The sequence below is a fragment of the Streptococcus marimammalium DSM 18627 genome (assembly GCF_000380045.1).
Classification (GTDB): Bacteria; Bacillota; Bacilli; order Lactobacillales; family Streptococcaceae; genus Streptococcus; species Streptococcus marimammalium.
This window is the reverse complement of the sequence record NZ_KB904359.1, coordinates 1-25,574: the sequence shown is the minus strand read 5'-3', so window position 1 is coordinate 25,574 and position 25,574 is coordinate 1. Positions and strand designations below refer to the sequence as shown.

Sequence of the window (25,574 nt, the reverse complement as noted above, 5' to 3'; positions counted from 1 at the left end):
TAACCATTGAAAAACAATCAAATTTCGTGTAGAATGAAGAAAATGAGAAAGAGATAATGAGGTAAAAAATTGCTTACAGTTTCAGATGTATCCCTTAGATTTAGTGATCGTAAACTTTTTGATGAGGTTAATATCAAATTCACTGCTGGAAATACCTATGGATTAATTGGTGCCAATGGTGCTGGAAAGTCAACCTTTTTAAAAATACTTGCAGGTGATATTGAACCAACAACAGGAAATGTGTCGCTTGGTCCGGATGAACGCTTATCAGTACTTCGTCAAAATCATTATGACTATGAAAATATCAGAGCTATTGATGTCGTGATTATGGGTAATGAAGAACTCTATCGTATTATGAAAGAAAAAGATGATATCTATATGAAACCAGATTTTTCAGAAGAAGACGGGGTTCGTGCTGCTGAATTAGAAAGTGATTTTGCAGAGTTGGGGGGATGGGAAGCAGAAAGTGAAGCTGCGCAACTACTCCAAAATCTTAATATTCCTGAAGAATTACACTATCTTAATTTGAGTGAGTTAACAAACGGTGATAAAGTGAAAGTCTTACTAGCCAAAGCTTTATTTGGTAAACCTGATGTGCTTTTACTTGATGAGCCAACCAATGGTCTTGATATTCAATCAATCAGTTGGTTAGAAGATTTCTTGATTGATTTTGAAAATACAGTAATTGTTGTTTCTCATGACCGTCATTTTCTAAATAAAGTCTGTACCCACATGGCTGACCTTGACTTTGGAAAAATTAAAATCTTTGTTGGAAACTATGATTTTTGGAAAGAATCTAGTGAATTAGCCCTTCGTTTACAATCAGACCGTAATGCTAAAGCAGAAGAAAAAATCAAAGAATTGAAAGAATTTGTTGCTAGATTCTCAGCTAATGCCTCTAAATCGAAACAGGCAACATCACGTAAAAAAATGTTGGAAAAAATTGAGTTAGAAGAAATTGTTCCTTCTAGCCGTAAATACCCCTTCATCAATTTCAAATCTGAACGTGAAACTGGAAAAGAATTGTTAACAGTCGAAAATTTAAAAGTTACTATTGATGGAGAAGTCATCTTGGATAATATTAGTTTTATTCTTTATCCAGGTGATAAAACAGCAATTATTGGTCAAAATGATATTCAAACAACTGCCCTTATTCGTGCTTTAATGGGAGATATTGATTATGAAGGAACTATTAAATGGGGAATCACAACCAGTCGTAGTTACTTACCAAAAGATAATTCTCGTGAATTTGAAAGTAAAGATTCTATTTTAGATTGGCTTCGTCAATTTGCTAGTAAGGAAGAAAATGATAATACTTTTCTTAGAGGTTTCTTAGGACGCATGCTCTTTAGTGGAGAAGAAGTTAATAAACCAGTTAATGTACTTTCTGGTGGTGAAAAGGTTCGCGTTATGCTCTCTAAGTTAATGCTGTTAAAATCAAATGTTATTGTTCTTGACGACCCAACCAACCACTTAGATTTGGAGTCAATTTCTAGTCTTAATGATGGTCTGAAAAAATTTAAAGAAAATATCATTTTTGCCAGTCATGATCATGAATTTATTCAAACTCTAGCTAATCATATTGTTGTCATTTCAAAAAATGGTGTTATTGATCGTATTGATGAAACCTATGACGATTTTTTAGAAAATCAAGAAGTACAAGAAAAAGTAAAAGCACTATGGAAGTAAATAAAAACCCTCTGAAGTTTCAGAGGGTTTACTATTATATTATATGTATTTAGAAATAAAAAATCCTAAGTAAACTTAGGATAAGTCTTATCACTCCGGCAGTAGGACTCGAACCTACGACATCATGATTAACAGTCATGCGCTACTACCAACTGAGCTATGCCGGAATATAACCAATTAGAGTAAAGCTAAAAATAGTCCGTACGGGATTCGAACCCGTGTTACCGCCGTGAAAAGGCGGTGTCTTAACCCCTTGACCAACGGACCAAAAGTCATAAGATTTTTTCTTAGCACTCTTAGTATTATAACAAATAATTTTATTTTGTCTACCTTTTTTTAAAAATATATGATATTTTTTGCTAAAAATATTGATTTACATCTTCTTATTGACAAATCGATAGTTTTTTTGATAAAATGAAATGGTTGAATTGGTCTCATAGCTCAGCTGGATAGAGCATTCGCCTTCTAAGCGAACGGTCGCAGGTTCGAATCCTGCTGAGATCATACTATAAATAAAATAAAAACTCTTGGTAAAACCAAGAGTTTTTATTTATGATAAGGACTACCTTGTTGAATCATAAAAGAACGGTAAATTTGTTCAACCAATACTAAACGCATCAGTTGATGTGGAAGTGTAATTTTTCCAAAACTTACTAATAGATTAGCCTTTTTTTTCAAATGAGTACTCAAACCAAGACTACCACCTACGATAAAAGTAATCGTAGAATAGCCTTTAAGTGTGATTTGTGAGAGTTTTTGACTCAATTTTTCTGATGACAGTTGTTCCCCTTCTATCGCAAGAACAATAACATAATCTCTTTCACCAATTTTAGTCAATAATCGCTGTTCTTCTTTTTCTAAAATATTAAAATTTTCTGCCTGGCTAGCTTGATTGGGAGTTTTTTCGTCTGATACTTCAATAATTTCAACCTGGGTAAAACGTCCCAAGCGTTTTACATATTCAGCAATTCCTTCCTGGAGGTATTTTTCTTTTAATTTTCCAACCACTAATAATTTTATTTTCATAATGACATTATAGCACAACTTTTATAAGGAAATACTAACTTAATATTATTTTTCATTCATTTTCACACCTTTCAAAAAAGTTTTCAACAACCTGTGGATTACTTTCTTTTTAAAATAATTTAAGGTATAATTAAGCAAACTATCATAGAATGTAAGAAAAATTTGGAGGTTACAACAGTGAAAAAAAAATCTAGTTTTTTCAAAAAAATCATTAATTTCTTTTTTATTATCCTATTTGGTTTCCTAGGAGGTTTTGTTGCTACCTTTTTCGTCTTACAAATAAATGGTAATAATTTATTTTCTAATACTACATCTGTCTCGCAAGTTAAAACAAGTAATACTAACTATAATACAACAACTTCAACAACTGATGCTGTTAAAACAATTCAAAATACCGTTGTTTCTGTTATCAACTATCAGGAAAATCAGGATGGTTTTAACTACTATGATTACTTTACTTCTGAAAATGAAGATCGTTATGTTGATGATTCTGGTCTTACTGTCTATAGTGAAGGATCTGGTGTTATTTACAAAAAAGATGGAAATGATGCTTATTTAGTAACCAATAATCACGTTATCAGTGGTGCTCAAAAAATTGAAATTTTACTAAGTAATGGCAATAAAGTTGTTGGTGAGTTGGTTGGAGCTGATACTTATTCTGACTTAGCTGTTGTTAAGATTTCTTCAGAAAACGTTGATATCGTCGCTGAATTTGCAAATTCAGATAATCTCAATGTGGGAGAACCTGCTATTGCTATCGGTAGCCCGTTAGGAAGTGAATATGCTAACTCAGTTACTGAAGGAATTGTCTCAAGTCTTAGTCGAACAGTTACATCCAAAAACGATAACGGAGAAACTATTTCCACTAATGCCATACAAACAGATGCTGCCATAAACCCTGGAAACTCAGGTGGACCTCTCATTAATATTCAAGGGCAAGTCATAGGTATTAATTCTAGTAAGATTACTGTCAGTGGTGACTATACAAACAGTGTAGCCGTCGAAGGTATGGGATTTGCCATTCCATCAAACGATGTTGTCTCTATTATTAATCAATTAGAAACAAATGGTTCTGTTAATAGACCAGCTCTTGGTATATCAATGGCTAATCTAAATGAAATCCCAACCTCATCATTTAGTAAATTAGATATTCCTGAATCAGTTCTAAGTGGTGTTGTCGTTATTTCAACACAAGAAGGAATGCCAGCAAATGGTATTTTGGAAAAAAATGATGTTATTGTTGCAATTGATGAAGAAACAATTGAAACAACTAGTGATTTACAAAGTGTTCTTTATAAACATCAAATTAATAATACTATTAAAGTAACTTTCTATCGTGGTAAAAAGAAATTAACAAAGACAATTCAACTAACAAAAACTACTGATGATTTAAAAAGAAATTAATAGATATCTAAATACCTCTATTTATAGAGGTATTTAATAGGTTTGAGAGGAAAAATGAAAGAATCACTAAAATTAATTCCAATAAAGGATATTCACAAAAATCCCTACCAACCGAGAATTCATTTTGATGAACAAGCTCTAGAAGAATTAAGCCTATCAATAAAAGAAAATGGTCTTATTCAGCCAATTATTGTCAGAAAATCTGATATATTAGGTTATGAATTGATTGCTGGAGAGAGACGATTAAGAGCATCTAAATTAGCGGGTTTGGAAAATATTCCAGCTATTATTAAAACAATTGGTGACGAAGATAGTATTAAACAAGCCATTATTGAAAATCTTCAACGAGAAGATTTAAATCCTATAGAAGAGGCTAAAGCTTATCAAAATGTGCTCAAACAACAACAACTCACACATGATGAATTAGCTTTATACATGGGGAAATCACGACCTTATATCACTAATATTTTACGTCTATTAAATCTTCCACAAGAGATAATTGAGGCAGTTGAAAAAGGAAAGATTACTCAAGGACACGCAAGATTATTAGTTGGTATCAAATCAAAAGACAAGCAATTTTATTGGTTTGAAAGAATTTTGAAGGATACACTTAGTGTTCGTGAATTAGAAAAAAAAGTTTATGGTAGTAAAGCCACTAAAATAAAACAATATGATATTTTTATCCTTGAAAAAGAAAAAGAATTACAAAAAAGTCTAGGTCTTCCCGTCTCCATTAAATATAAAAATGGTAATGGTTATCTAAAAATAAACTTTTCAACAGAAAAAGATTTCAACAGAGTTATCAACAAATTAAACTAAGTTGTTAAAAAACAATTTTAATTTTCACATTTATTAACAATAAATAATTATATTTCAACCAATAAAAACAGTAAAAGTATCACTTATCCACAAGTTGTGGATAAGTGATATTCATATTGTTAATAGTTTTTGAACAACTGTGGATAACTTTGTTTTAAACTTTCTATTTTGATGGCTTTCTTTTTTTTTTTGTGTTAAAATAGTAAGAACTGAACAATCTTTTAGGAGGCACTGTGATGGGCAATGAGCAGATTTTTTGGAACAGATTGATAGAATTAGCTCAAGAAAAATTAAGACAAACTGCTTTTGATTATTATATTGCCGATGCAAAACTAATCAAGGTTGAAAATAATGTAGCAATTATCTTTATCGAAGAAAAAAATAAAAAACTTTTTTGGGAAAAAAACTTAAAACCAGCCATTTTAACTGCTGGTTTTGAAATCTATGATGCTGAAATAACAGCAGAATATGTTTTTGAAGATTTTTTAACAAAGTCGGAATCTGTTAAGCAGCCAGAATTTTTATCACAATCAACTCATCCTTTTTATGAAACAGTGCCAGTTGAAAACGACTTAAATCCTAAATATCGTTTTGATAATTTCATCCAAGGACCTGGTAGTCAATGGGCTTTTGCTGCTGCAAGAGCTGTAGCAGAAACGCCTGGTATTACCTATAATCCCTTATTTATTTGGGGAGGACCTGGGCTTGGAAAAACACATTTATTGAATGCCATTGGTAATTTTATTGTTGAAAATAACCCAAAAGCTAGAATAAAATATATTACAACAGAAGAGTTTATTAGTGAATATGTCACTCATATTCGTTTAAAAACCATTGATGAGCTAAAAAATCAATTCCGTAATTTAGACGTTCTATTAATTGATGATATTCAATCACTAGCTAAAAAACCTGGTACACAAGAAGAATTTTTCCATACTTTCAATGCACTAAGAGATAAAAATAAACAAATCGTTTTAACAAGTGATCGCTCTCCTGATCAACTGAATGATTTGGAAAATCGACTTGTTACTAGATTTGGTTGGGGGTTAACACAAGATATCACACCGCCAGAATTTGAAACACGTGTAGCTATCTTACAAGAAAAAATAAAAGAATATACTTATGATTTTCCACAAGAAACAATTGAATATCTTGCTGGTCAATTTGATTCAAACGTCAGAGAGTTAGAAGGTGCTCTAAAAGATATCAATTTAGTTGCTAGTACTAAAAAAGTAACAAGAATTACGATTGAATTGGTAGTAGAAGCTATACGAGCTAGAAAACAAGAAAAAACAATCATCAAAGTTATTCCTATTGAAATGATTCAAGAGCAAGTCGGAAAATTTTATGGTGTTACCACTAAAGAAATCAAATCAACAAAAAGAAATCAAAATATTGTTCTTGCAAGACAAGTTGCCATTTTTTTAGTTAGAGAGTTAACTGATAACAGTCTTCCTAAAATTGGTAAAGAATTTGGTGGTAAAGATCATTCCACTGTTCTTTACGCCTATAATAAAATTAAAAATATGTTGGCACAAGATGATAATTTAATGATTGAAATAAAATCTATCAAAAACACCATTAAACAAAGTTGTGGATAACAATATAGCTAATTAATAACTTTTTCCACAAGTAATTAACATACTCTCCCCTTAGATAGGTAAGGGATTTGATGATTTTTCCTCATTATACACAGGACTTATTACCATTACTATATATAATACTTATAAAATAAAGGAGTGTTCCATGATTCATTTTTCCATCAATAAAACTTTTTTTCTTCAAGCTTTAAATACAACTAAAAGAGCTATTAGTTCTAAAAATGCCATCCCTATTCTTTCTAGCTTTAAAATTGAAGTAGATAAGGAATCTCTCATTTTGACAGGTTCTAATGGACAAATTTCTATTGAAACTATTATTTCATCTAATAATGACGATGCAGGTTTATTAATTAATAAAACTGGAGCAATTTTATTAGATGCTAATTTTTTCACAAATATTGTATCAAGTTTACCTGATATTATTTTTGAATTTAAAGAAATTGAACAACAACAAGTTTTACTAGTTAGTGGTAAATCTGAAATCACACTAAAGGGAAAAGATGTTTCTCACTATCCAAGATTACAAGAAATAGAAACCACTCATCCTCTTGTTTTAAAAACAGAATTATTTAAAACACTAATTAGTGAAACAGTATTTGCAGCTAGTCACCAAGAAAGTCGACCTATCTTAACAGGTGTTCATCTAACTTTATCCAACAATAATGAATTGAAGGCTGTTGCTACCGATTCACATAGACTTAGCCAACGAAAAATGATTCTTGATAAAACCTCAGAAAATTTTGATGTAGTCATTCCAAGTAAGTCTCTTCGTGAACTTAATTCAGTTTTTTCAGATACTGTGGATACCATTGAAGTTTTCTTTTCTGGCAGTCAGATGTTGTTTAGAAGTGAAAGTATTAATTTTTACACCAGATTATTAGAAGGAAATTATCCAGATACTGATCGTTTACTAACTAATCAATTTGAAACAACTTTAGTCTTTAATACAGGTGCTTTAAAACAAGCCATGGAGAGAGCCTTTTTGGTTTCTAATGCGACTCAAAATGGTACAGTTAAATTAGAAATCACATCACAAAAAGTGACTGCTTATGTTAACTCACCAGAAGTTGGAAAAGTAAATGAGGAATTAGATGTGATTCAACTTTCGGGTTCAGATCTAATTATCAGCTTTAATCCAACTTATTTGATTGAATCCTTAAAAGCTCTTAAGAGTGAAACAGTAAAAATTCAGTTTATTTCACCGGTAAGACCATTTACTCTACTTCCTGCAGATGATAAAGAGAATTTCATTCAACTTATCACTCCTGTACGTACCAATTAAGAAAAAATGAAAAAGACGACTAACTAATGAAAATATACTTATTAGCTAATCCTAATTCAGGAGATAAGTCTGCTCTTGAAAAGTATGAAAAACTAATACAAATTTATCCTGAAATTGACTTTAAACTCTACATTACAACTAAAGTGGATGATGAAAAAAATCAAATTTCTGCCATTTTATCTTCTTACAACAAAAATGAGGATGCCATATTAGTCATTGGAGGTGATGGAACTTTATCAAAAGTCCTATCACATTTACCCAAAGATATTCCTTTTGCTTATTACCCATCAGGATCAGGAAATGATTTTGCAAGATCACTAAAAATTAATCATATTGATAATATTATTTTAGCTATCAAACGAAAACAAAAACAGGTTATCAATGTCATTAACTATAATAATGGTATTATTATTAATAGTCTTGATTTTGGTTTTGCAGCTAAAGTGATTAGTTTTTCTGAAACATCACCTTTAAAAACGATACTAGGAAAGGTTAAACTAGGCAAACTAGTATACCCTTTATATGGTATTGTTTCTTTGTTTTGCACTCCGACTGCTACTGTTTTTCTAGAAACAGAGCAAGAAAAATTAACACTTTCTAATATTTTTTTCTTATCCTTTGCTAATAGTCGTTATTTTGGTGGAGGAATAGTGGTTTGGCCAAATGCTAGTCCTTTTGGAACTAACATTGACTGTGTTTATTTTGAAGATGAAGGATTAATGAAGAATGTGAAGACTCTACTAGCAATTCTTTTCAAAAAACACCAAAATACAACTGCCATTAATCATAAGGTCTTTAAAAAAGTCACTATTACTAGTATTAAAGAAAATATAGTTCAAGTAGATGGTGAAGTGATTGAAACCAACCAATTATCACTTTGTTGCGAACAAAGAGAGATTTATCTCTAGAAAGGATTAAAAATGTATGTTTTAGGCTCTATAGTGGAGATGAAAAAAACACATGCTTGCATCATCAAAGCTACAGGTAAAAAAGCCAATCGTTGGGAAGTGGTGAGAGTTGGAGCTGATATTAAGATAAAATGCACCAATTGTCAGCATATTGTGATGATGAGTCGCTATGATTTTAATCGTAAACTTAAGAAAATATTAAAAGAATAATATTGTTTATTAATTTTACTGTTTCTTACATCTAAAAGTATAGCTTATTAAGAATAATCTTGCAGGCTTTTTCCCTTGATTATATGCTATAATAGTAATGATTGAATTTTTGAATGGAGAATAGAATTTTTATGGCTTTAACAGCAGGCATTGTTGGTTTACCCAATGTAGGAAAATCAACCTTATTTAACGCAATAACAAAAGCAGGTGCAGAAGCAGCTAACTACCCTTTTGCAACTATTGACCCAAATATTGGAATGGTAGAAGTTCCAGATGAACGTCTCCAAAAAATCACTGAAATTATTATTCCTAAGAAAACAGTTCCAACAACTTTTGAGTTTACAGATATTGCTGGGATTGTCAAAGGGGCCTCAAAAGGTGAGGGTCTTGGAAATAAATTTTTAGCCAATATCCGTCAAGTAGATGCTATTGTCCATGTTGTTCGTGCTTTTGATGATGAAAATGTGATGCGTGAACAAGGGCGTGAAAGTGATTTTGTTGACCCTATCTCTGATATTGAGACTATCAATTTAGAATTGATTTTAGCCGACCTTGAATCTGTTAATAAACGCTATGCACGTGTCGAAAAAATGGCTCGTACACAAAAAGATAAAGAATCTGTGGCCGAATTTAATGTTCTCTCTAAAATAAAACCTGTCCTTGAAGAAGGAAAATCTGCTAGAACTATTGCTTTTGATAAGGAAGAAGAAAAAGTTGTTAAAGGACTCTTTCTTCTTACAACAAAACCAGTTCTTTATGTGGCTAATGTTGATGAAGATAAGGTTTTTGATCCAGATAATATTGACTATGTTAAACAAATTAGAACTTTTGCTGCAACTGAGAATGCTGAAGTCGTTGTTATCTCTGCACGTGCAGAAGAAGAAATTTCTGAGCTTGATAATGATGAAAAAGGGGAATTCTTAGAAGCTATTGGTTTAACTGAATCAGGTGTTGATAAGCTAACTAGGGCTGCTTATCACCTTTTAGGTCTTGGCACCTACTTTACAGCTGGAGAAAAAGAAGTGAGAGCTTGGACCTTTAAACGTGGCATGAAAGCACCTCAAGCAGCAGGTATTATCCATTCTGACTTTGAAAAAGGCTTTATTCGTGCTGTTACCATGAGTTATGATGATTTAATGACCTATGGCAGTGAAAAAGCAGTTAAAGAAGCTGGTCGTTTAAGAGAAGAAGGAAAAGAGTATATCGTTCAAGATGGCGATATCATGGAATTTAGATTTAATGTGTAATTAATGACTAAAAAGGTTGGAAATACTATTTCCAACCCTTTTAGTGTTTAGGTAAAGGAAAAAAAGATGACAAAAATGATTGTTGGATTAGGAAATCCTGGTAGTAAATATCAAGAAACAAAACATAATATTGGTTTCATGGCAATTGACACTATTGTCAAAGAAGTTGACACAATCTTTACAACTGATAATGTCTTTAAAGCCGACATAGGTAGTTTTTTTTACAATAATGAAAAAATATATGTTGTGAAACCTACTACCTTTATGAATAACAGTGGTATTGCAGTGAGAGCTCTATTAACCTACTATAATTTGTCAGTTGATGATATGTTAGTGATTTATGATGATCTTGACTTAGCCGTTGGAAAAATAAGACTACGTCAAAAAGGTTCAGCAGGTGGCCATAATGGTATCAAGAGTATTATAGAACATATTGGTACTAAAGACTTTAAGCGTATTAAGGTTGGTATTGGTCGTCCTATTGGAAAAATGACTGTTATTAAACACGTCTTAACACCATTTTCTACAGAGAATAAGATAAGTATCTTAAATACGCTAGATAAGGTTGACACTATTGTCAAGGATTACTTACACGAACAAAATTTTGAAAAGATGATGCAAAAATATAATGGATAAGATAACACTTTTAGACTTAATTGGTCAAAATACAACTATCACCAAATGGTTAAAAACAATTAAACAAGAAAAACGTCAACTTATCATGGGATTATCAGGTTCTGCTAAAGCATTAGTAATGGCTAAAGCTTATCAAGAACAAGATGGTAAACTGGTGATTGTGACAGCAACACAACATCAAGCAGAAGAATTGATTGCAAATCTCTCAAGTGTGATTGAGGATACTTTTATTTATCATTTTTTTGCTGACGATGTGCCAGCAGCAGAATTTATTTTTTCATCTTTAGACAGAGCTTCTTCTCGGCTAGAAAGTCTAAAATTCTTACGAGATAAAAATAAAAAAGGCATTTTAGTCACAACCATTGTTGGTCTTAGGGTCTTGTTACCTAGTCCAAAACAGTTTAAAGAAGCCACCATTTCTCTAGTGGTTGGTGAAGAAAAAAATCCCGAGGAGTTGGTTAATCACCTTCATCAAATAGGTTATGTTCGTGTGTCTCAAGTTTTAAATCCAGGTGAATTTAGTCAAAGAGGGGATATTCTTGATGTTTATGACATTATTCAGGAATTTCCCTATCGACTTGAATTTTTTGGTGATGAGATTGATGGTATAAGACAATTTGACAGTGAGACACAAAAATCACTTCATTCTTTAGAGTCTCTAGATATCAATCCAGCAGATGATGTCTTACTAACAAGAGAAGATTATTTGAGAGCTTCTTCTAAGATTGAAAAAGCGATAAAGGTAGCTAATCAGGAACAAAAACCATTCTTAGAAGATATTTTAAGAGAAATCAAAGAATTTCATAAACCAGAGCGCCATCGCCAGTTTTTATCACTCTTTTATGAAAAAGAATGGACACTAAAAGATTATTTTCCAAAGGGTACGCTTGTTTTCTTTGATGATTTTCAAAAAATTAACGATCAAAATACACGTTTGACGCTTGAAAGTGCACAACTATTAACAGATGATTTGCAAAAAAATCAGTCACTTTCAACAGTGACCTACTTTGCTGATCATTTTCAAACATTTAAAAAGTATCAGCCTGCAACTTTTTTCACTTCTATTCATCGTGGGTTAGGTAATCTGACTTTCGATGACTTATATCAATGTAATCAATATCCCATTCAAGAATTTTATAATCAACTACCTCTATTAGTTGATGAGATTAATCGCTATCAAAAACAAAAAACAACGGTTATTATTCAATCAAGCACCAAAAAAGAACTGATTAAATTACAAGCAACGTTTAGAGAATATGGTTTAGATATTCCTATTACTGAAAATAATCATATCGCTCCATTTCACGTTCAATTAATGCAATCATCTTTATCTAGTGGATTTTATTTTGCTGATGAAAAACTAGTTTTTATCACTGAAAAAGAAATATTTCATAAAAAAGTAAAACGCCAAAGACGAACGACACAAATGACAAATGCAGAGCGTCTCAAAAACTATAGTGAGCTTGAAAAAGGTGATTATATTGTCCACCATATTCATGGCATTGGTCGTTTTTTAGGTATTGAAACCATTGAAGTATCAGGTATCCATAAAGATTATATTACTATTCAGTACCAAAATTCAGATCGTATTTCTATTCCTGTTGAACAAATTAATCTTATTTCAAAATACCTTGCAAGTGATGGCAAAGAGCCTAAAATTAACAAATTAAATGATGGACGCTTCCAACGTACAAAACAAAAAGTATCTAAACAGGTTGAAGATATTGCAGATGATTTAATTAAACTTTATGCTAAACGAAGCCAGTTAAAGGGATTTGCTTTTTCACCAGATGATAATAGTCAAAAAGAGTTTGATGCGGATTTTCCTTTTGTCGAAACCCCTGATCAACTGCGATCTATCAAAGAGGTTAAAAGAGATATGGAAAGTTCTCAACCAATGGACCGATTACTTGTAGGCGATGTCGGTTTTGGTAAGACAGAAGTTGCTATGAGAGCATCTTTTAAAGCTGTTAATGATGGTAAGCAAGTAGTTATACTAGTCCCAACAACAGTTCTTGCACAACAACATTATATGACTTTCAAAGAACGATTTGAAGCTTATCCGGTGATGGTTGACATAGTTAGTCGTTTCAAAACAAAAAAAGAGCAGGAAATAACTCTTGATAGGTTAAAAAAGGGGCAAGTTGATATTTTAATTGGTACTCATCGTATCTTATCAGATGATGTTATTTTTTCTGACTTAGGATTAATTATTATTGATGAAGAACAACGATTTGGTGTTAAGCACAAAGAAAAATTAAAACAATTAAAAGCAAAAGTTGACGTCTTAACCTTAACAGCTACCCCCATTCCTAGAACCTTACACATGTCAATGTTAGGAATTAGAGATCTTTCTTTGATTGAAACACCACCAACCAATCGCTATCCTGTTCAAACCTATGTTACTCCTTCAAACCCTGAGATTATTAAAGAAGCCATCCTAAGAGAAATTGATCGTGGTGGACAGATTTATTATGTTTATAATCGGGTCGAGACGATTGAAAAAAAAGTTTCTGAGTTAAAAGACCTTGTACCAGAAGCAAATATTGGTTTTGTACATGGTCAAATGAGTGATATTCAATTGGAGAATACACTCTTTAGTTTTATTGAAGGGCAGTATGATATTTTAGTCGCCACAACAATCATCGAAACAGGTGTTGATATTTCAAATGTGAACACCTTATTTGTTGAAAATGCTGATTATATGGGACTTTCAACTCTTTATCAACTAAGAGGTCGTGTTGGTCGAAGTAGTCGTTTAGCTTATGCTTATCTTATGTATCATCCGGATAAAATTTTGACAGAAGTCTCAGAAAAACGTTTGGAAGCCATCAAAGGTTTTACAGAATTAGGCAGTGGTTTTAAAATTGCTATGCGTGATTTAGCTATTAGAGGTGCTGGAAATATTCTTGGTGCTTCTCAGAGTGGTTTCATTGACTCAGTTGGTTTTGAAATGTATTCACAACTCCTTGAAGAAGCAATTGCTAGTAAACAAGGTCAATTGCCAAAAAGACAAAAAGGTAATGCGGAAATTGACTTAAAAATAGATGCTTATCTTCCTAATGATTATATAGCCGATGAGCGTCAAAAAATTGAAATTTATAAACGTATTAGAGAAATTAATAATCAAGATACCTACCAAGAACTACAAGAAGAAATCATCGATCGCTTTGGTGACTTTCCTAATCAAGTAGCTTATCTTTTAGAAATTGCTCTCATTAAAAGTTATATGGATCGAGCATTTGTAGCGTGTGTTCACAAAAATAAAGGTTATTTGACTATTCAATTTGAAAAAAAATCACAAAGCATTTATCTCACCCAAGACTACTTTGAAGCTATTTCGAAAACTCAGCTAAAAGCTCGCATTAGTGAACACCAAGGAAAAATTGAGATTGTTTTCGATGTTAGAAACAAAAAAGATTACGTGATATTAGAAGAATTAAAACAATTTGGAGAGGCACTAGATGATATTAAAGAAAGAAAGTCTTAACTATACTCAAAAAGCTAGTTTTTTAATAGTCCTAGCTGGTTTGATATCGAAAATTTTAGCTGCCATCTACCGTATTCCTTATCAAAATATTGTCGGAGACAGAGGGTTTTATGCTTACCAACAAATCTATCCTCTAATTGGTATCATCACTACCTTAAGTTTAATTGCCTTTCCCAATATCATTTCTAGTTTGGCACAAAAACAAGAGAGAAAAACACTTGGTATTTTATTTCAACTAGAGTGTCTTATTTCAGGAATAGGGTCACTTATTTTAATCTTTTTTAGTGATTTTTTAGCACAACTAATGGGAGCTAGCCCCTTAAGAACAGCACTTCAGATTGTAGGTTTAACCGTACTCTTAATTCCTTTTATCTCATTTTATAGAGGATTAGCTCAAGCAAAAGGAAATATGCAACCAACAGCAGTTAGCCAAGTTATTGAACAGATAATTAGAGTTTCTGTGATTATTTTAGCAGCAATCCTTTATAGTGTTTGGAAGTTGACGATTTATCAAACAGCAACTATTGCTATTTTTGGTAATTTATTAGCTGGCACCATTACATTGATTTACTTGATGAGAAAAGTACCTGTTTCTTTTAAAAAAATCATAACTAACAGTTCTTTAAATTTATCTACCCTTAAAAATATTAGCTTTCCAAGTCTTGTATTTATCTTTTTTTCTATTTATTTACTTCTATTTCAATTAATTGATGCGTTTCTAATTAAAAACGCGCTAGTTTCTCAAGGTATGTCAAATAGTTTAGCCGAAATTGAAAAAGGAATTTTTGATCGAGGGCAACCCCTAATACAATTTGGGCTCATTTTTTCAACAGCTTTATTTACTACTTATCTTCCTAAGTTAACGCGATATTATCATCAAAACAAAGAAGATTATTGGAGAGAAAACAAACTATTGTTAGCTTTCATTTTTTATTTCAATGGCGTGATAACTCTTGGTTTTTTAACGATTTTACCTAAAATGAATCATTTTTTATTTAAAAATAATCTTGGTATTGATGCGTTGATGATTTATCTTTTTATCATCTTTTTGACTAGTCTTATCCAATTTTTTCATCATACCTTATTTATTGAAGGTCAAAATAAACAATCCTTACTTTATCTTCTTATTGGAATTGGAGCAAAAGGATTTCTCACCTATCCTTTAACTGAAATTTTTGGGATTATTGGAGCTAGTTTATCAACAGTTTTTGCTTTAATTCTTGTTTTAAGTTGTTACCTCAAAAAAGAAAAAGTTAATTTACTATCTCTTTTAACACCTAAAATTATTCTATCCGTCCTTGTAATGATAAGTTTTACTTTGATAACTAGTTATTTTTTACCAAGTACTAGTCGTTTAGCTTTATTTTTAAATATAGTCTTATCAAGTTTTATAGGAGCTGGAATTTTTCTTTTACTATGTAAAAGTTGGCAAATTTTTGATAAAAGATTATTTTCTTTTCTACCATTCTACAAAGAAAAGTGATAAAATGAAGAGATGTGAGGGATATTATGAGATTAGATAAATATTTGAAAGTATCACGTTTAATAAAAAGACGACCAGTTGCAAAAGAGGTAGCAGATAAAGGTCGCATAAAGATTAATGGTATTCTGGCTAAAAGCTCTACCAAATTAAAATATAACGATACTATTGAAATTAGATTTGGAAACAAATTATTATTGGTACGTGTAATAGAGATGAAAGATAGCACTAAAAAAGAAGATGCTAGTAAAATGTATGAAATCATTAGTGAAACAAGGATAGATAAAAATGAAAAAACCTAATATTGTTCAATTAAATAATGACTTTATCAAAGATGCAAATCAAAGAAAACGTTTTGAAGAAGAAGAAATTCGTAAACATCATCGCTTTATTGGTTTAATATTGATTGTTATTACCTTGTTGTTTATTTTACCAACCTACAACCTAGTATCAAGTTATGTCGCTTTGGAAAACAGAAAACAACAAATCATTGAATTGCAAAAAGAATTTAATACTCTAGAAGAAGAAACAAAGCAAAAAAAAGAACTGGCTAATCGCTTAAAAGATACAGATTATGTTGAAAAGTATGCGCGTGCCAAATATTCTTATAAATTTGAGGGAGAAGTTGTTCTTCAAACCCCTGAATTACTACCAAAATGATGAAAAACTTAATTAATACAATCGAAAAATTTTTGACATACTCAGATGATAAACTAAAAGAATTATCTGAAAAAAATCAGCAATTAAAAGAAAAATCAAAGAAGAAAGGGAAAAAAACGAAATGAAAAAAGTATTCGCATTCTTTTTAGTGATGTCTATCTTTTTATTACCTCTCTTCATCATTAGCACGGAAAAAGAAGTTTCTTTGTCTAACGGCTTACAATATCAATTAACACAAAATCCTGTCAGTCAATTAGAATATTTTTCTTATTTCCCTGAAAATCCGGTGTTAAAACAAAATACTCAAATTTATGAAGATGTGAATCTATCAATTCCTTTAAAAATTTTAACCGCAAACACACAAATTAGTTTAAACCGTTTTTTTGTCAATGATGCTAACGTGCCAATATTTGAGTTATCAAATGGTGGCTTTATTAGTGCTAATCACGATGTAATTTTTGATGATGTTATTTTAAGTCAAGAGCCTGTAGAGAGTACGTTTTGGGTAGGAAAAAAAGCTGTTTTTTACCAGCAACCTTTTGTAATGGGTGTGAAACCATCAGAGAAAACAGTTGCTGATTTTACAAGTGTTAAAGTGACACAAAAAGCAACAACCAACCATGGAACTTATTATAAAGTTGAAGAAAAAGGATGGATTGATGCTACTACACTTTCTGAGAGTGATAATCGCATGGCACATGTTCAAGACATATTGAATGAAAAATATCAAAATGCAAATATTTCAGTTTATGTTAAGGATCTTGAAAGTCAAGAAGTGTCACAAATCAATGCTGACAAAATCATGTATTCAGCTAGTATTACAAAACTTCCTATTTTGTACTACGCTCAAGAAAAACTTAACACCAAGACTTTTTCTTTAGAAAATCGCTTTAAATACAATGAAGCATCAATGAACTTTGATGGTGCTTATGACACAGAAGGTAGTGGTGATATGAGTAAGTTTCCTGATGACAAGGAATATACTCTTGAGTACCTTTTAAAAGCAGTTAGCCAAAATTCAGATAATGTTGCTAGTAACTTATTAGGTTATTATGTTAATGATAAGTACGATGCTAATTATCAAACAAGTATTTCAAAGGTTATTGGCACTAATTGGGATATGCTTGATAGAAATAGTAGTGCCCTACAAGCTGGTCTTATGATGGAAGCTATTTATTATCAAAATGGTATGATTATTGATTACCTCTCTCAAACAAAATTTGATAACGAGCGTATTTCAAAGGATATCAATGTTCAAGTGGCTCACAAAATAGGAGATGCTTACGATTTTAAACATGACGTTGCGATTGTCTATGCAGAAAAACCGTTTATTTTATCAATTTTTACAAATCATGCTTCTTACGAAGATATAACAGCTATTGCAAATGATGTTTATGGTGTTTTAAAATGAACAATCAACAACTATTAAAAATCATTCAAAAAAAATCTTATTTTTCTAAACACAATAAGGTATTGATTGCAGTTTCAGGTGGTTCAGACTCCATGGCACTTTTGCAATTTTTATATGCTTATAAAAAAGTCTTAAATATTTCCATTGCCATTGTTCACGTTAACCACAATCAACGTTTAGCTTCAAAAGAAGAAGAAAGTTATTTGAAAGAGTGGGCAACCAGTCACGAGATTCCCATTTATATTAGTCATTTCAAAGAAATATTTTCAGAAGAAAGAGCAAGAAATCATCGTTATACGTTTTTTAAACAGATAATGTTAGAATATGGCTATACTGCACTTGTCACTGCTCATCATGCAGATGATCAAGCAGAAACAATTTTGATGAGGTTACTTCGTGGGTCCCGTTTGATGCATTTAACTGGCATAAAAGAAAAACAACCCTTTTTTAATGGTGAACTCATTAGACCATTTCTAACCATTAAGAAAAAAGATCTACCACGGGTTTTTCATTTTGAAGATGTCTCAAATATTTCTAATACATTTCTTAGAAATCGTATTAGAAATATGTATCTTCCTTCTTTGAAAAAAGAAAACCCTCAATTATCTCATCATCTTATTGAGACAGCTAAAGAAATTAAATTATTAAAACAAGCTTTACATTTGTTGACAAAAGATATTTCAACACAGAATTGTCAAGTTTTTTTGAGTCAATCTGATGCTGTGCAATATTTTTTATTACAAACTTACTTGGAACAATTCGTAGATTTAAAATTATCTAAAAATCAATTTGAAGATGTTTTACACATTATTAAAACAAAAGTTAACTATTCTCATTATCTAAAAAATAATTATTATTTGATTAAGGATTACAAATGTTTTACCATAAAAAAAATGGAACCAAAGACTGATAGTCAAAAACCAAAAAAAGTGTTAGAATACGGAAATAATGAAGATTTTAGTAACTATCATTTTTCTTTTTCAGATAAAGTTGGTGGTATTTCTCTAAGTAGCAAATCACCAATTACTTTAAGACATCGTAAACAAGGGGATAAAATTCAACTTAGCGGTCACTCTAAGAAAATTAGACGTCTTTTTATTGACGGAAAATATTCTTTCTTGGAGCGTCAAAATGCTATTATTGGTGAACAAGATGGTTTTATTATTTTTGTTATGGTTGGTGGTGATACATATTTGAGAAATCACTCTAATAATGATATAATGATTGCTACATTACTTATTGAAAAAATAAAAGAATAAAAGAGTGGTAAAAGATGTTAGAAAAAGATATTAAAAAAATCTTATATTCCCAAGAAGAAATTACGAAAAAAGCTAAAGAATTGGGACAACAATTAACAAAAGATTATCAGGGGAAAACCCCACTGTTGGTTGGTGTTTTAAAGGGTTGTATTCCTTTTCTAGCTGAATTGATTAAGCACATTGATACTCAAATTGAACTTGATTTCATGGTTGTTTCTAGTTATCATGGTGGGACTACAAGTAGTGGAGAAGTCAAAATTCTAAAAGATGTTGATACTAACATTGAAGGCCGTGATGTTATTTTCATCGAAGACATTATTGATACTGGAAGAACACTTAAATATCTAAGAGATATGTTTAAATATCGTCAAGCAAATTCTGTTAAAATTGCAACCTTATTTGATAAACCAGAAGGAAGAGAAGTTGCTATTGAAGCTGATTATGTTTGCTATGATGTTCCAAATGAATTTATCGTAGGTTTTGGATTAGATTACAGAGAAAATTATCGTAATCTTCCTTATGTAGGTGTCTTAAAAGAAGATGTTTATTCAAAATAATCATAGAAAGTTTATCATTAAGAAATGAAAAATAATAATAACAACGGGTTTGTCAAGAATCCTTTTCTCTATATTTTAATTATTATCTCCATTATTTTTGGAGTACAATATTTTTTACGAGGTTCATCACCTCAAGCCCAAAAAATTAATTACTCTACCCTTGTTTCAGAGATAAAAAAAGGTGAAGTGGCTTCCATTTCTTACCAACCTAATGGTGGAATTATTTCTGTTGAAGGAAAATATAAGACTGAAAAAACAATTGAAAATAATAATGATTTAGCTTTTTTTGGCAATTCAAGCACAAAAGTTAAAGAATTTACTTCCATCATTTTACCAAGTGAAACCTCTATAAAAACATTACAAGAAGTTGCTGATGAAGCAAATACAACAATAACTGTTAAACCAGAAAGTTCTATTGGTACTTGGGTATCTTTGATTGTTGGTTTCTTGCCCATTGTCATTTTAATTTTCTTTTTCACCATGATGATGAATCAAGGTGGTGGCGCTCGTGGTGCTATGAATATCGGTAAAAACAAGGCGAGAACAGCCAATAAAACAACTGTTAAAGTTCGTTTTTCAGATGTTGCGGGTGCAGAAGAAGAAAAACAAGAACTGATTGAAGTTGTTGATTTTCTAAAAGATCCCAAACGCTACAAGGCACTTGGTGCTAGGATTCCAGCGGGTGTTCTTTTAGAAGGCCCCCCAGGAACAGGTAAAACATTACTTGCAAAAGCAGTTGCAGGAGAAGCAGGCGTTCCTTTCTTTAGTATTTCTGGTTCAGACTTCGTTGAGATGTTTGTTGGGGTTGGTGCTAGTCGTGTGAGATCTTTATTTGAAGATGCTAAAAAAGCTGGTCGTGCTATTATTTTTATTGATGAAATAGATGCGGTTGGTCGCCGACGAGGGGCAGGAATGGGTGGTGGCAATGATGAACGCGAACAAACACTCAACCAATTATTGATTGAAATGGATGGTTTTGAAGGAAACGAAAATATCATTGTTATTGCTGCAACAAACCGAAGTGACGTCTTAGATCCTGCTCTTTTAAGACCAGGGCGTTTTGATAGAAAAGTTTTAGTTGGTCGTCCGGATGTTAAGGGACGTGAAGCAATTTTGAAAGTTCATGCTAAAAACAAACCGTTAGCAGACGATGTTGACTTAAAAGTTGTTGCACAACAAACACCAGGTTTTGTCGGTGCCGATCTAGAAAATGTTCTTAATGAAGCTGCTTTAGTTGCTGCTAGAAGAAATAAAACAAAAATTGATGCTAGCGATATTGATGAGGCTGAAGATCGTGTGATTGCTGGTCCATCTAAAAAAGACAAAACTATTTCTGAACGTGAGCGTCAAATGGTTGCTTATCATGAAGCAGGACATACCATTGTTGGCCTTGTTTTATCAAATGCTCGTGTTGTTCATAAAGTAACTATCGTTCCTAGAGGCCGTGCTGGTGGTTATATGATTGCTCTTCCAAAGGAAGATCAAAATCTTCTATCTAAGGATGATTTAAAAGAACAATTAGCAGGACTTATGGGAGGGCGTGTCGCTGAAGAAATTATCTTTAATGTTCAAACAACAGGTGCTTCTAATGATTTTGAACAAGCAACACAAATGGCAAGATCAATGGTCACGGAATATGGTATGAGTGAAAAACTTGGACCTGTTCAATATGAAGGAAATCATGCTATGATGCCTGGTCAAATGACGCCAGAGAAATCTTACTCTGCTCAAACAGCTCTCTTGATTGATGAAGAAGTGAGAGAACTTTTAAATGAAGCGCGTGATAAAGCAGCTGACATCATCAATCAAAACAGAGAAAAACATAAGTTGATTGCAGAAGCACTTCTTAAATATGAAACACTTGATGCTCAACAAATTAAATCTATCTATGAAACTGGTGAAATGCCAAGATCATTAGAAGAGGAAGTAGAGGATGCTCACGCTCTTTCTTATGATGAAATCAAGGAAAAATTAGTAAAAGAATAAACAACAAAAAAGAAGACATTTATGTCTTCTTTTTTTGTTTTTTACAAAAAGAATAAAAAAGATAATAACAGTTAGTCATGATAATTATTTTTTAAAATATTTATATATTTCTTTCCTTTTTTGAAAAAAAATAGTATATTTAAAGCAATTTCAACATATAATTATTCTCACAAAAAAAGATTTTTTATTTTTATAATAAAAATTAAGGAGGTACTAATCATAATTTTTTAAATTCATAATAACTTATCAGTTTTGTGGCATATACCACCTTACTAGCTTTTTAAATTATTTATGCTAGGTCATTAGTTAAAAACTAATGAAATCATATCACAGCAAGGAGTAAAATATGAAAACAAAAAATAATTTGATTCTCTTTCTAAAAAAGAAGATAGTTTATTGTATTATGCTATTTACTATTTTATTTAGTCAAATAGCAAGCCCCTCATTGATCGTTGCAGAAGATATAGAGTCATCTATTGATAGTACTTTAGTGGAAACAAGTAAAAAACAGACTACTGATCTAAATAACAATCAATTATCAGATGACTCAATAAAAAGTAAAAACTTACCGGTAAATCAAGATAATAGTGGCATTATTTTAGAATACTTTGAACTTTATAACAGGCAAAGAGGAGAAGAGGAGACAGTTCTTTTTTCTGGACAACAAACAGCGACCTATGTACGTTTTGCAACAACCTCTTCTCAAGGAAGCCAAAGTTATACCATTATTTTAAAATTTAATAAAAGCTTTATTAAAAAAGATGAGATTATTACCTCAACTCCTGATTCTCTTGAAGGAGCTGCCACTATTAAAGAAGATAATGAAGATAATTATATCGTTGAATATCATTTTAAAGATTTATCAGGCGGAACAGATATTAGTTTTCCAACTAAATTTATCGTGGCGTCAGGACCAACACCTAATGGTTATCACCTGCCCGTAACAGCAACTATTTATGCTGAAGGTATAGATAATCCTTTAGATTCAAAAACCATCCATTATACTTATCATATTAAAGAGGTTGAAACAGAAAAACAAATTAAAATTGCTAATGTTATTTTCTCAGGGTCAGATCAAGAGATTGTTTCTGGTGGACAAGAAAGCACAACAAATCCAGGTTATCTAAGTGATGATATTTCAAAACTTGATTTAGTTACTTTCAGACATCATACTGACATTAGTAAAACAATAGAAGATATTATTGGTAATAGAGATATTGAGACGATTATTTATAGAGATACTCTTCCAGAAGGTGCTATTTTTCCTGAAATTAACAATCCAAACTGGACATATGATTCCAACTCAAGAACAGCTACCTATAAAGCAACTAATTTAGATGATTTTAAACTAGGTTATCATCTTCAAAATTCTCCAGAATTACACCTACTATTTCCTAATGGCAAGCTTTATGACCCAAATATCCCTGATTCTAATTTTTATACTAATGAAATGCAGGTAGAATTTATTCCAAAAAATAAAGGAGCTTCTGAAGATAGTATTATTTATGAGGACAGCATGACTTTTAGATTAACTGTTTCAGACGCTTTTAGTGCTGAAAAAAAAGGATGGGAACGTATATATAATCAGGAAAACTATCTTAAAAAATGGGAAGGACCTTGGGATATTTTCGTAACCAACTCTTCAAGTAAACCTATTGAAAATTTAAAGATAATTGATGGTCGACTAGACAGTCATCTTTATTTTTCAAAAATTATGTTACCAAAGACTTCCAGCGATATTTTCGATGGGACAATAAATATTTATACACAAACAGGCAATAATGAGAAAGTGTTAGTTAAAAAAAGTATTTCTCTTCTAGAAAGTGATTATACTTTTACATTTGATAGTCAAGTTGATAAAGTCTTTATTGAAGCTGAAAACACTTCTTCAAAAAAGAGTATTTTAAAACCAACAATCTCAGAAGATATGAAATTTAAAGTGACACTTTATGTGAAAATGAAGGATCCAAAAGAAAAACTGACTACCCCTTATGTTTTTAGTAATGAAGCTGAGATTTTGGGCAATAAAGTTGGTGGTCCCCAAGTCACTAAAATTATTCGTAGTGAGGATAAAGTATTAATTGATCCAAATGAAACTTTTCATGTTAGAAAAAATGTTAAGACAGAAAATAAAACATTTGGTGCAGGTGAAAAAATTGATGTATCACTTGATTTAAATGCGAATGGTGTGTTACCTGAAACAGAAATCAAGTTTACTCAGATGGTTGATTTATTACCGCTAGGAACTCAATATGTTCCACATTCTGCGATATTAAATCTTGAATATGGAAAAGGATCTTATCACTACCATTCTAGTCTAAAAAATGGTCTATACGAACCCAAGGTTATTTTCAATTATAGAGGAACTGGACGAACAGCACTTGTTTGGGAAATACTTCCAGTAACCGCAACAGCTTTAGAAACAGCTTCAGATGCTTTTCCTTATCAAATTAATTATCAAATGGAAGTGACCAAGGATACAATGCCAGGAGAAAACATCAATGAGGTATATGTTGGATGGAAAAATAATGATGATATTAAAGCAATTAATGCTTCAGATAGTTCCAAAGTAACAGAAGATATTTTCGATATCAACAATAATGGTAAAACAGATGATCTTATTTCAAAAGCTCAAGGTCACTTTTATCATTCACCTGTAAAAGAACTTATCAGTAAAAAAACTGTTAAAGGAAATCTTGATGTTGATTACACTTTAACGCCAGCAATTGCAAGAGCAGAAATCGCAACTAAAGGAGACTATCGTCTCACTATTGTTAATAATTCTGATGATGATTTCAGCACTTTTGTATTACTAGATATTCTTCCACATATTGGAGATAAAACTGTTGGTACCAATCAATTAATTGGTGAACGAATTCCAAGAAAATCACAATTTAACATACACCTCTACGGACCAATTGTTGCACCAGAAGGTTACAGTGTTTTCTACACAACAGATACACCTACAGAAAATATGGAGGACTTTTATCAAAATGCTAATTGGTTGTCAAATCCATCAGATTATTCTCAAGTAAAAGCTTTTAAAATTGTTCTAACTGATGGCTTTACATTACCAGTTGGAAAAACAGTTGAATTTTTCCTTCCATTTTTAACTCCAGAGGATGAAAAATTGGGGCGTTATGGATTACAAGATACAGTTAATGAACGCTTAATCGCTACTAATTCATTTGGAGTTTCAACTTCAAAAAAATTAGAATTTACTGAATCAAACAATGCTTCAATAGAATTGTTTAAATATAAGGTTGAAGGTTATATTTTTGAAGATCTAGAAATAAAGGATGGTTTAAGAGGAGAAAACGATCGACCTTTTAAAGATTATAAAGTGCAATTGATTGATAGCTTAGGAAATCCAGTGATAGGATTAGATGGGAAACCTATCGCAACCAAAACAGATAAAAATGGATATTATACCATGGATGTTTACCGAAATGGTAAGTATAAAATTAAGATTTTGACACCGGACGGCTATAAACTTCTGGATGTGAAAGAAAACATACAAGGTTCACATATTATAGATAATCAAACTGGCACAACAGATAATTTTGATTTAACAATTGATCAACCAATTATTCAAAAAAATGCTGGTTATCTAAAAGAAAGTGTTAATATAAAAGGGACTAAGACATGGGATGACGCCAACAACCAAGATGGTCTTCGTCCAACAGAAATTGTGATTAGTCTTCTAGCAGATGGTGTTGCAACAGGTCAAACTAAGACAGTCACAGCTACAGATAACTGGTCATATACATTTACAGACTTACCAGAATATAAAGATGGTCAAAAGATTGTTTATAGTGTGACAGAAGAAGCTGTTTTAGGCTANACAACAGATATTAATGGTTTTGATATTACTAACAGTCATACCCCAAGTCTAGTGTCTATCTCAGG

General features: G+C 31.5%; 20 protein-coding genes and 3 tRNA genes. 20 read left to right on the top strand and 3 right to left on the bottom strand.

From position 1 onward, the window contains the following. Window positions 1–69 precede the first annotated feature (69 nt). Window positions 70–1,689: an ATP-binding cassette domain-containing protein gene (locus tag A3I1_RS0106350; protein ID WP_018370445.1), complete on the top strand. Its 1,620-nt coding sequence runs from the start codon at window positions 70–72 to the stop codon at window positions 1,687–1,689. 93 nt (window positions 1,690–1,782) lie between these two features. On the opposite strand, the gene A3I1_RS0106345 is transcribed toward A3I1_RS0106350, so the two are convergent. After that, window positions 1,783–1,856 (bottom strand) — tRNA-Asn (locus A3I1_RS0106345). A gap of 28 nt (window positions 1,857–1,884) precedes the next feature. Next, window positions 1,885–1,956, bottom strand: a tRNA-Glu gene (locus A3I1_RS0106340). A gap of 163 nt (window positions 1,957–2,119) precedes the next feature. On the opposite strand from A3I1_RS0106340, the gene A3I1_RS0106335 reads away from it, so the two are divergent. Next, window positions 2,120–2,193 (top strand) — tRNA-Arg (locus tag A3I1_RS0106335). Between the two features lie 42 nt (window positions 2,194–2,235). On the opposite strand, the gene rlmH is transcribed toward A3I1_RS0106335, so the two are convergent. Further along, entirely contained in the window at window positions 2,236–2,715 is a 480-nt protein-coding gene (rlmH, locus tag A3I1_RS0106330; protein WP_018370444.1) for a 23S rRNA (pseudouridine(1915)-N(3))-methyltransferase RlmH, read from the bottom strand. 177 nt (window positions 2,716–2,892) lie between these two features. On the opposite strand from rlmH, the gene A3I1_RS0106325 reads away from it, so the two are divergent. From A3I1_RS0106325 to A3I1_RS08630, 18 genes are all read left to right on the top strand, one after another. Further along, on the top strand, window positions 2,893–4,119 hold the full coding sequence (locus A3I1_RS0106325) for a S1C family serine protease (protein ID WP_018370443.1): 1,227 nt from the start codon (window positions 2,893–2,895) through the stop codon (window positions 4,117–4,119). A gap of 54 nt (window positions 4,120–4,173) precedes the next feature. Further along, the gene (locus tag A3I1_RS0106320; protein ID WP_018370442.1) at window positions 4,174–4,938 is read left to right on the top strand and encodes a ParB/RepB/Spo0J family partition protein; all 765 of its coding nucleotides are present in this window, start codon (window positions 4,174–4,176) and stop codon (window positions 4,936–4,938) included. A gap of 233 nt (window positions 4,939–5,171) precedes the next feature. Next, entirely contained in the window at window positions 5,172–6,539 is a 1,368-nt protein-coding gene (gene dnaA, locus A3I1_RS0106315; protein WP_149031809.1) for a chromosomal replication initiator protein DnaA, read from the top strand. Between the two features lie 145 nt (window positions 6,540–6,684). Then, window positions 6,685–7,821 (top strand): DNA polymerase III subunit beta, encoded by a 1,137-nt coding sequence (dnaN, locus tag A3I1_RS0106310; protein WP_018370440.1) that lies wholly within the window; start codon window positions 6,685–6,687, stop codon window positions 7,819–7,821. Between the two features lie 26 nt (window positions 7,822–7,847). Next, entirely contained in the window at window positions 7,848–8,729 is an 882-nt protein-coding gene (locus tag A3I1_RS0106305; RefSeq protein ID WP_018370439.1) for a diacylglycerol/lipid kinase family protein, read from the top strand. Window positions 8,730–8,741: 12 nt separating this feature from the next. Beyond that, on the top strand, window positions 8,742–8,939 hold the full coding sequence (locus A3I1_RS0106300; protein WP_018370438.1) for a DUF951 domain-containing protein: 198 nt from the start codon (window positions 8,742–8,744) through the stop codon (window positions 8,937–8,939). Between the two features lie 131 nt (window positions 8,940–9,070). Next, the gene (gene ychF / locus A3I1_RS0106295) at window positions 9,071–10,186 is read left to right on the top strand and encodes a redox-regulated ATPase YchF (protein WP_018370437.1); all 1,116 of its coding nucleotides are present in this window, start codon (window positions 9,071–9,073) and stop codon (window positions 10,184–10,186) included. Window positions 10,187–10,252: 66 nt separating this feature from the next. Next, the gene (pth, locus tag A3I1_RS0106290; RefSeq protein ID WP_018370436.1) at window positions 10,253–10,822 is read left to right on the top strand and encodes an aminoacyl-tRNA hydrolase; all 570 of its coding nucleotides are present in this window, start codon (window positions 10,253–10,255) and stop codon (window positions 10,820–10,822) included. Beyond that, window positions 10,815–14,312, top strand: coding sequence for a transcription-repair coupling factor (gene mfd / locus A3I1_RS0106285; protein ID WP_018370435.1), 3,498 nt, complete (start codon window positions 10,815–10,817; stop codon window positions 14,310–14,312). Before pth ends, mfd begins: the two co-directional genes overlap by 8 nt. Beyond that, on the top strand, window positions 14,287–15,795 hold the full coding sequence (locus A3I1_RS0106280) for an oligosaccharide flippase family protein (RefSeq protein WP_018370434.1): 1,509 nt from the start codon (window positions 14,287–14,289) through the stop codon (window positions 15,793–15,795). Before mfd ends, A3I1_RS0106280 begins: the two co-directional genes overlap by 26 nt. Window positions 15,796–15,821: 26 nt before the next feature. Continuing rightward, a complete protein-coding gene (locus A3I1_RS0106275) occupies window positions 15,822–16,094 on the top strand; it encodes an RNA-binding S4 domain-containing protein (RefSeq protein WP_018370433.1) in 273 nt (90 codons plus the stop codon). After that, entirely contained in the window at window positions 16,081–16,452 is a 372-nt protein-coding gene (locus A3I1_RS0106270; RefSeq protein ID WP_018370432.1) for an FtsB family cell division protein, read from the top strand. Before A3I1_RS0106275 ends, A3I1_RS0106270 begins: the two co-directional genes overlap by 14 nt. Continuing rightward, on the top strand, window positions 16,452–16,577 hold the full coding sequence (locus tag A3I1_RS0106265) for an SP_0009 family protein (RefSeq protein ID WP_026216794.1): 126 nt from the start codon (window positions 16,452–16,454) through the stop codon (window positions 16,575–16,577). The genes A3I1_RS0106270 and A3I1_RS0106265 overlap by 1 nt, the downstream gene beginning before the upstream one ends. Then, window positions 16,574–17,863, top strand: a complete 1,290-nt coding sequence (locus tag A3I1_RS0106260) for a serine hydrolase (protein ID WP_018370430.1) — start codon at window positions 16,574–16,576, stop codon at window positions 17,861–17,863. Before A3I1_RS0106265 ends, A3I1_RS0106260 begins: the two co-directional genes overlap by 4 nt. Then, window positions 17,860–19,122, top strand: a complete 1,263-nt coding sequence (gene tilS / locus A3I1_RS0106255) for a tRNA lysidine(34) synthetase TilS (protein ID WP_018370429.1) — start codon at window positions 17,860–17,862, stop codon at window positions 19,120–19,122. The genes A3I1_RS0106260 and tilS overlap by 4 nt, the downstream gene beginning before the upstream one ends. A 14-nt stretch (window positions 19,123–19,136) precedes the next feature. Then, window positions 19,137–19,679 carry a hypoxanthine phosphoribosyltransferase gene (gene hpt / locus A3I1_RS0106250; RefSeq protein ID WP_018370428.1) on the top strand — a complete coding sequence of 181 codons (543 nt, stop codon included), beginning with the start codon at window positions 19,137–19,139 and terminating at the stop codon, window positions 19,677–19,679. Window positions 19,680–19,703: 24 nt separating this feature from the next. Next, entirely contained in the window at window positions 19,704–21,665 is a 1,962-nt protein-coding gene (gene ftsH, locus A3I1_RS0106245; RefSeq protein ID WP_018370427.1) for an ATP-dependent zinc metalloprotease FtsH, read from the top strand. A gap of 346 nt (window positions 21,666–22,011) precedes the next feature. Beyond that, window positions 22,012–25,574, top strand: a 3,563-nt coding sequence (locus A3I1_RS08630) for a Cna B-type domain-containing protein (RefSeq protein ID WP_018370426.1), incomplete at its 3' end; no start/stop codon positions are given.

Coding starts and splice junctions, on each gene's coding strand:
- rlmH (WP_018370444.1), bottom strand. CDS start 2,715: ATGAAAATAAAATTATTAGTGGTTGGAAAATTAAAAGAAAAATACCTC.
- A3I1_RS0106320 (WP_018370442.1), top strand. CDS start 4,174: ATGAAAGAATCACTAAAATTAATTCCAATAAAGGATATTCACAAAAAT.
- dnaN (WP_018370440.1), top strand. CDS start 6,685: ATGATTCATTTTTCCATCAATAAAACTTTTTTTCTTCAAGCTTTAAAT.
- A3I1_RS0106305 (WP_018370439.1), top strand. CDS start 7,848: ATGAAAATATACTTATTAGCTAATCCTAATTCAGGAGATAAGTCTGCT.
- A3I1_RS0106300 (WP_018370438.1), top strand. CDS start 8,742: ATGTATGTTTTAGGCTCTATAGTGGAGATGAAAAAAACACATGCTTGC.
- ychF (WP_018370437.1), top strand. CDS start 9,071: ATGGCTTTAACAGCAGGCATTGTTGGTTTACCCAATGTAGGAAAATCA.
- pth (WP_018370436.1), top strand. CDS start 10,253: ATGACAAAAATGATTGTTGGATTAGGAAATCCTGGTAGTAAATATCAA.
- mfd (WP_018370435.1), top strand. CDS start 10,815: ATGGATAAGATAACACTTTTAGACTTAATTGGTCAAAATACAACTATC.
- A3I1_RS0106280 (WP_018370434.1), top strand. CDS start 14,287: ATGATATTAAAGAAAGAAAGTCTTAACTATACTCAAAAAGCTAGTTTT.
- A3I1_RS0106275 (WP_018370433.1), top strand. CDS start 15,822: ATGAGATTAGATAAATATTTGAAAGTATCACGTTTAATAAAAAGACGA.
- A3I1_RS0106270 (WP_018370432.1), top strand. CDS start 16,081: ATGAAAAAACCTAATATTGTTCAATTAAATAATGACTTTATCAAAGAT.
- A3I1_RS0106265 (WP_026216794.1), top strand. CDS start 16,452: ATGAAAAACTTAATTAATACAATCGAAAAATTTTTGACATACTCAGAT.
- A3I1_RS0106260 (WP_018370430.1), top strand. CDS start 16,574: ATGAAAAAAGTATTCGCATTCTTTTTAGTGATGTCTATCTTTTTATTA.
- tilS (WP_018370429.1), top strand. CDS start 17,860: ATGAACAATCAACAACTATTAAAAATCATTCAAAAAAAATCTTATTTT.
- hpt (WP_018370428.1), top strand. CDS start 19,137: ATGTTAGAAAAAGATATTAAAAAAATCTTATATTCCCAAGAAGAAATT.
- ftsH (WP_018370427.1), top strand. CDS start 19,704: ATGAAAAATAATAATAACAACGGGTTTGTCAAGAATCCTTTTCTCTAT.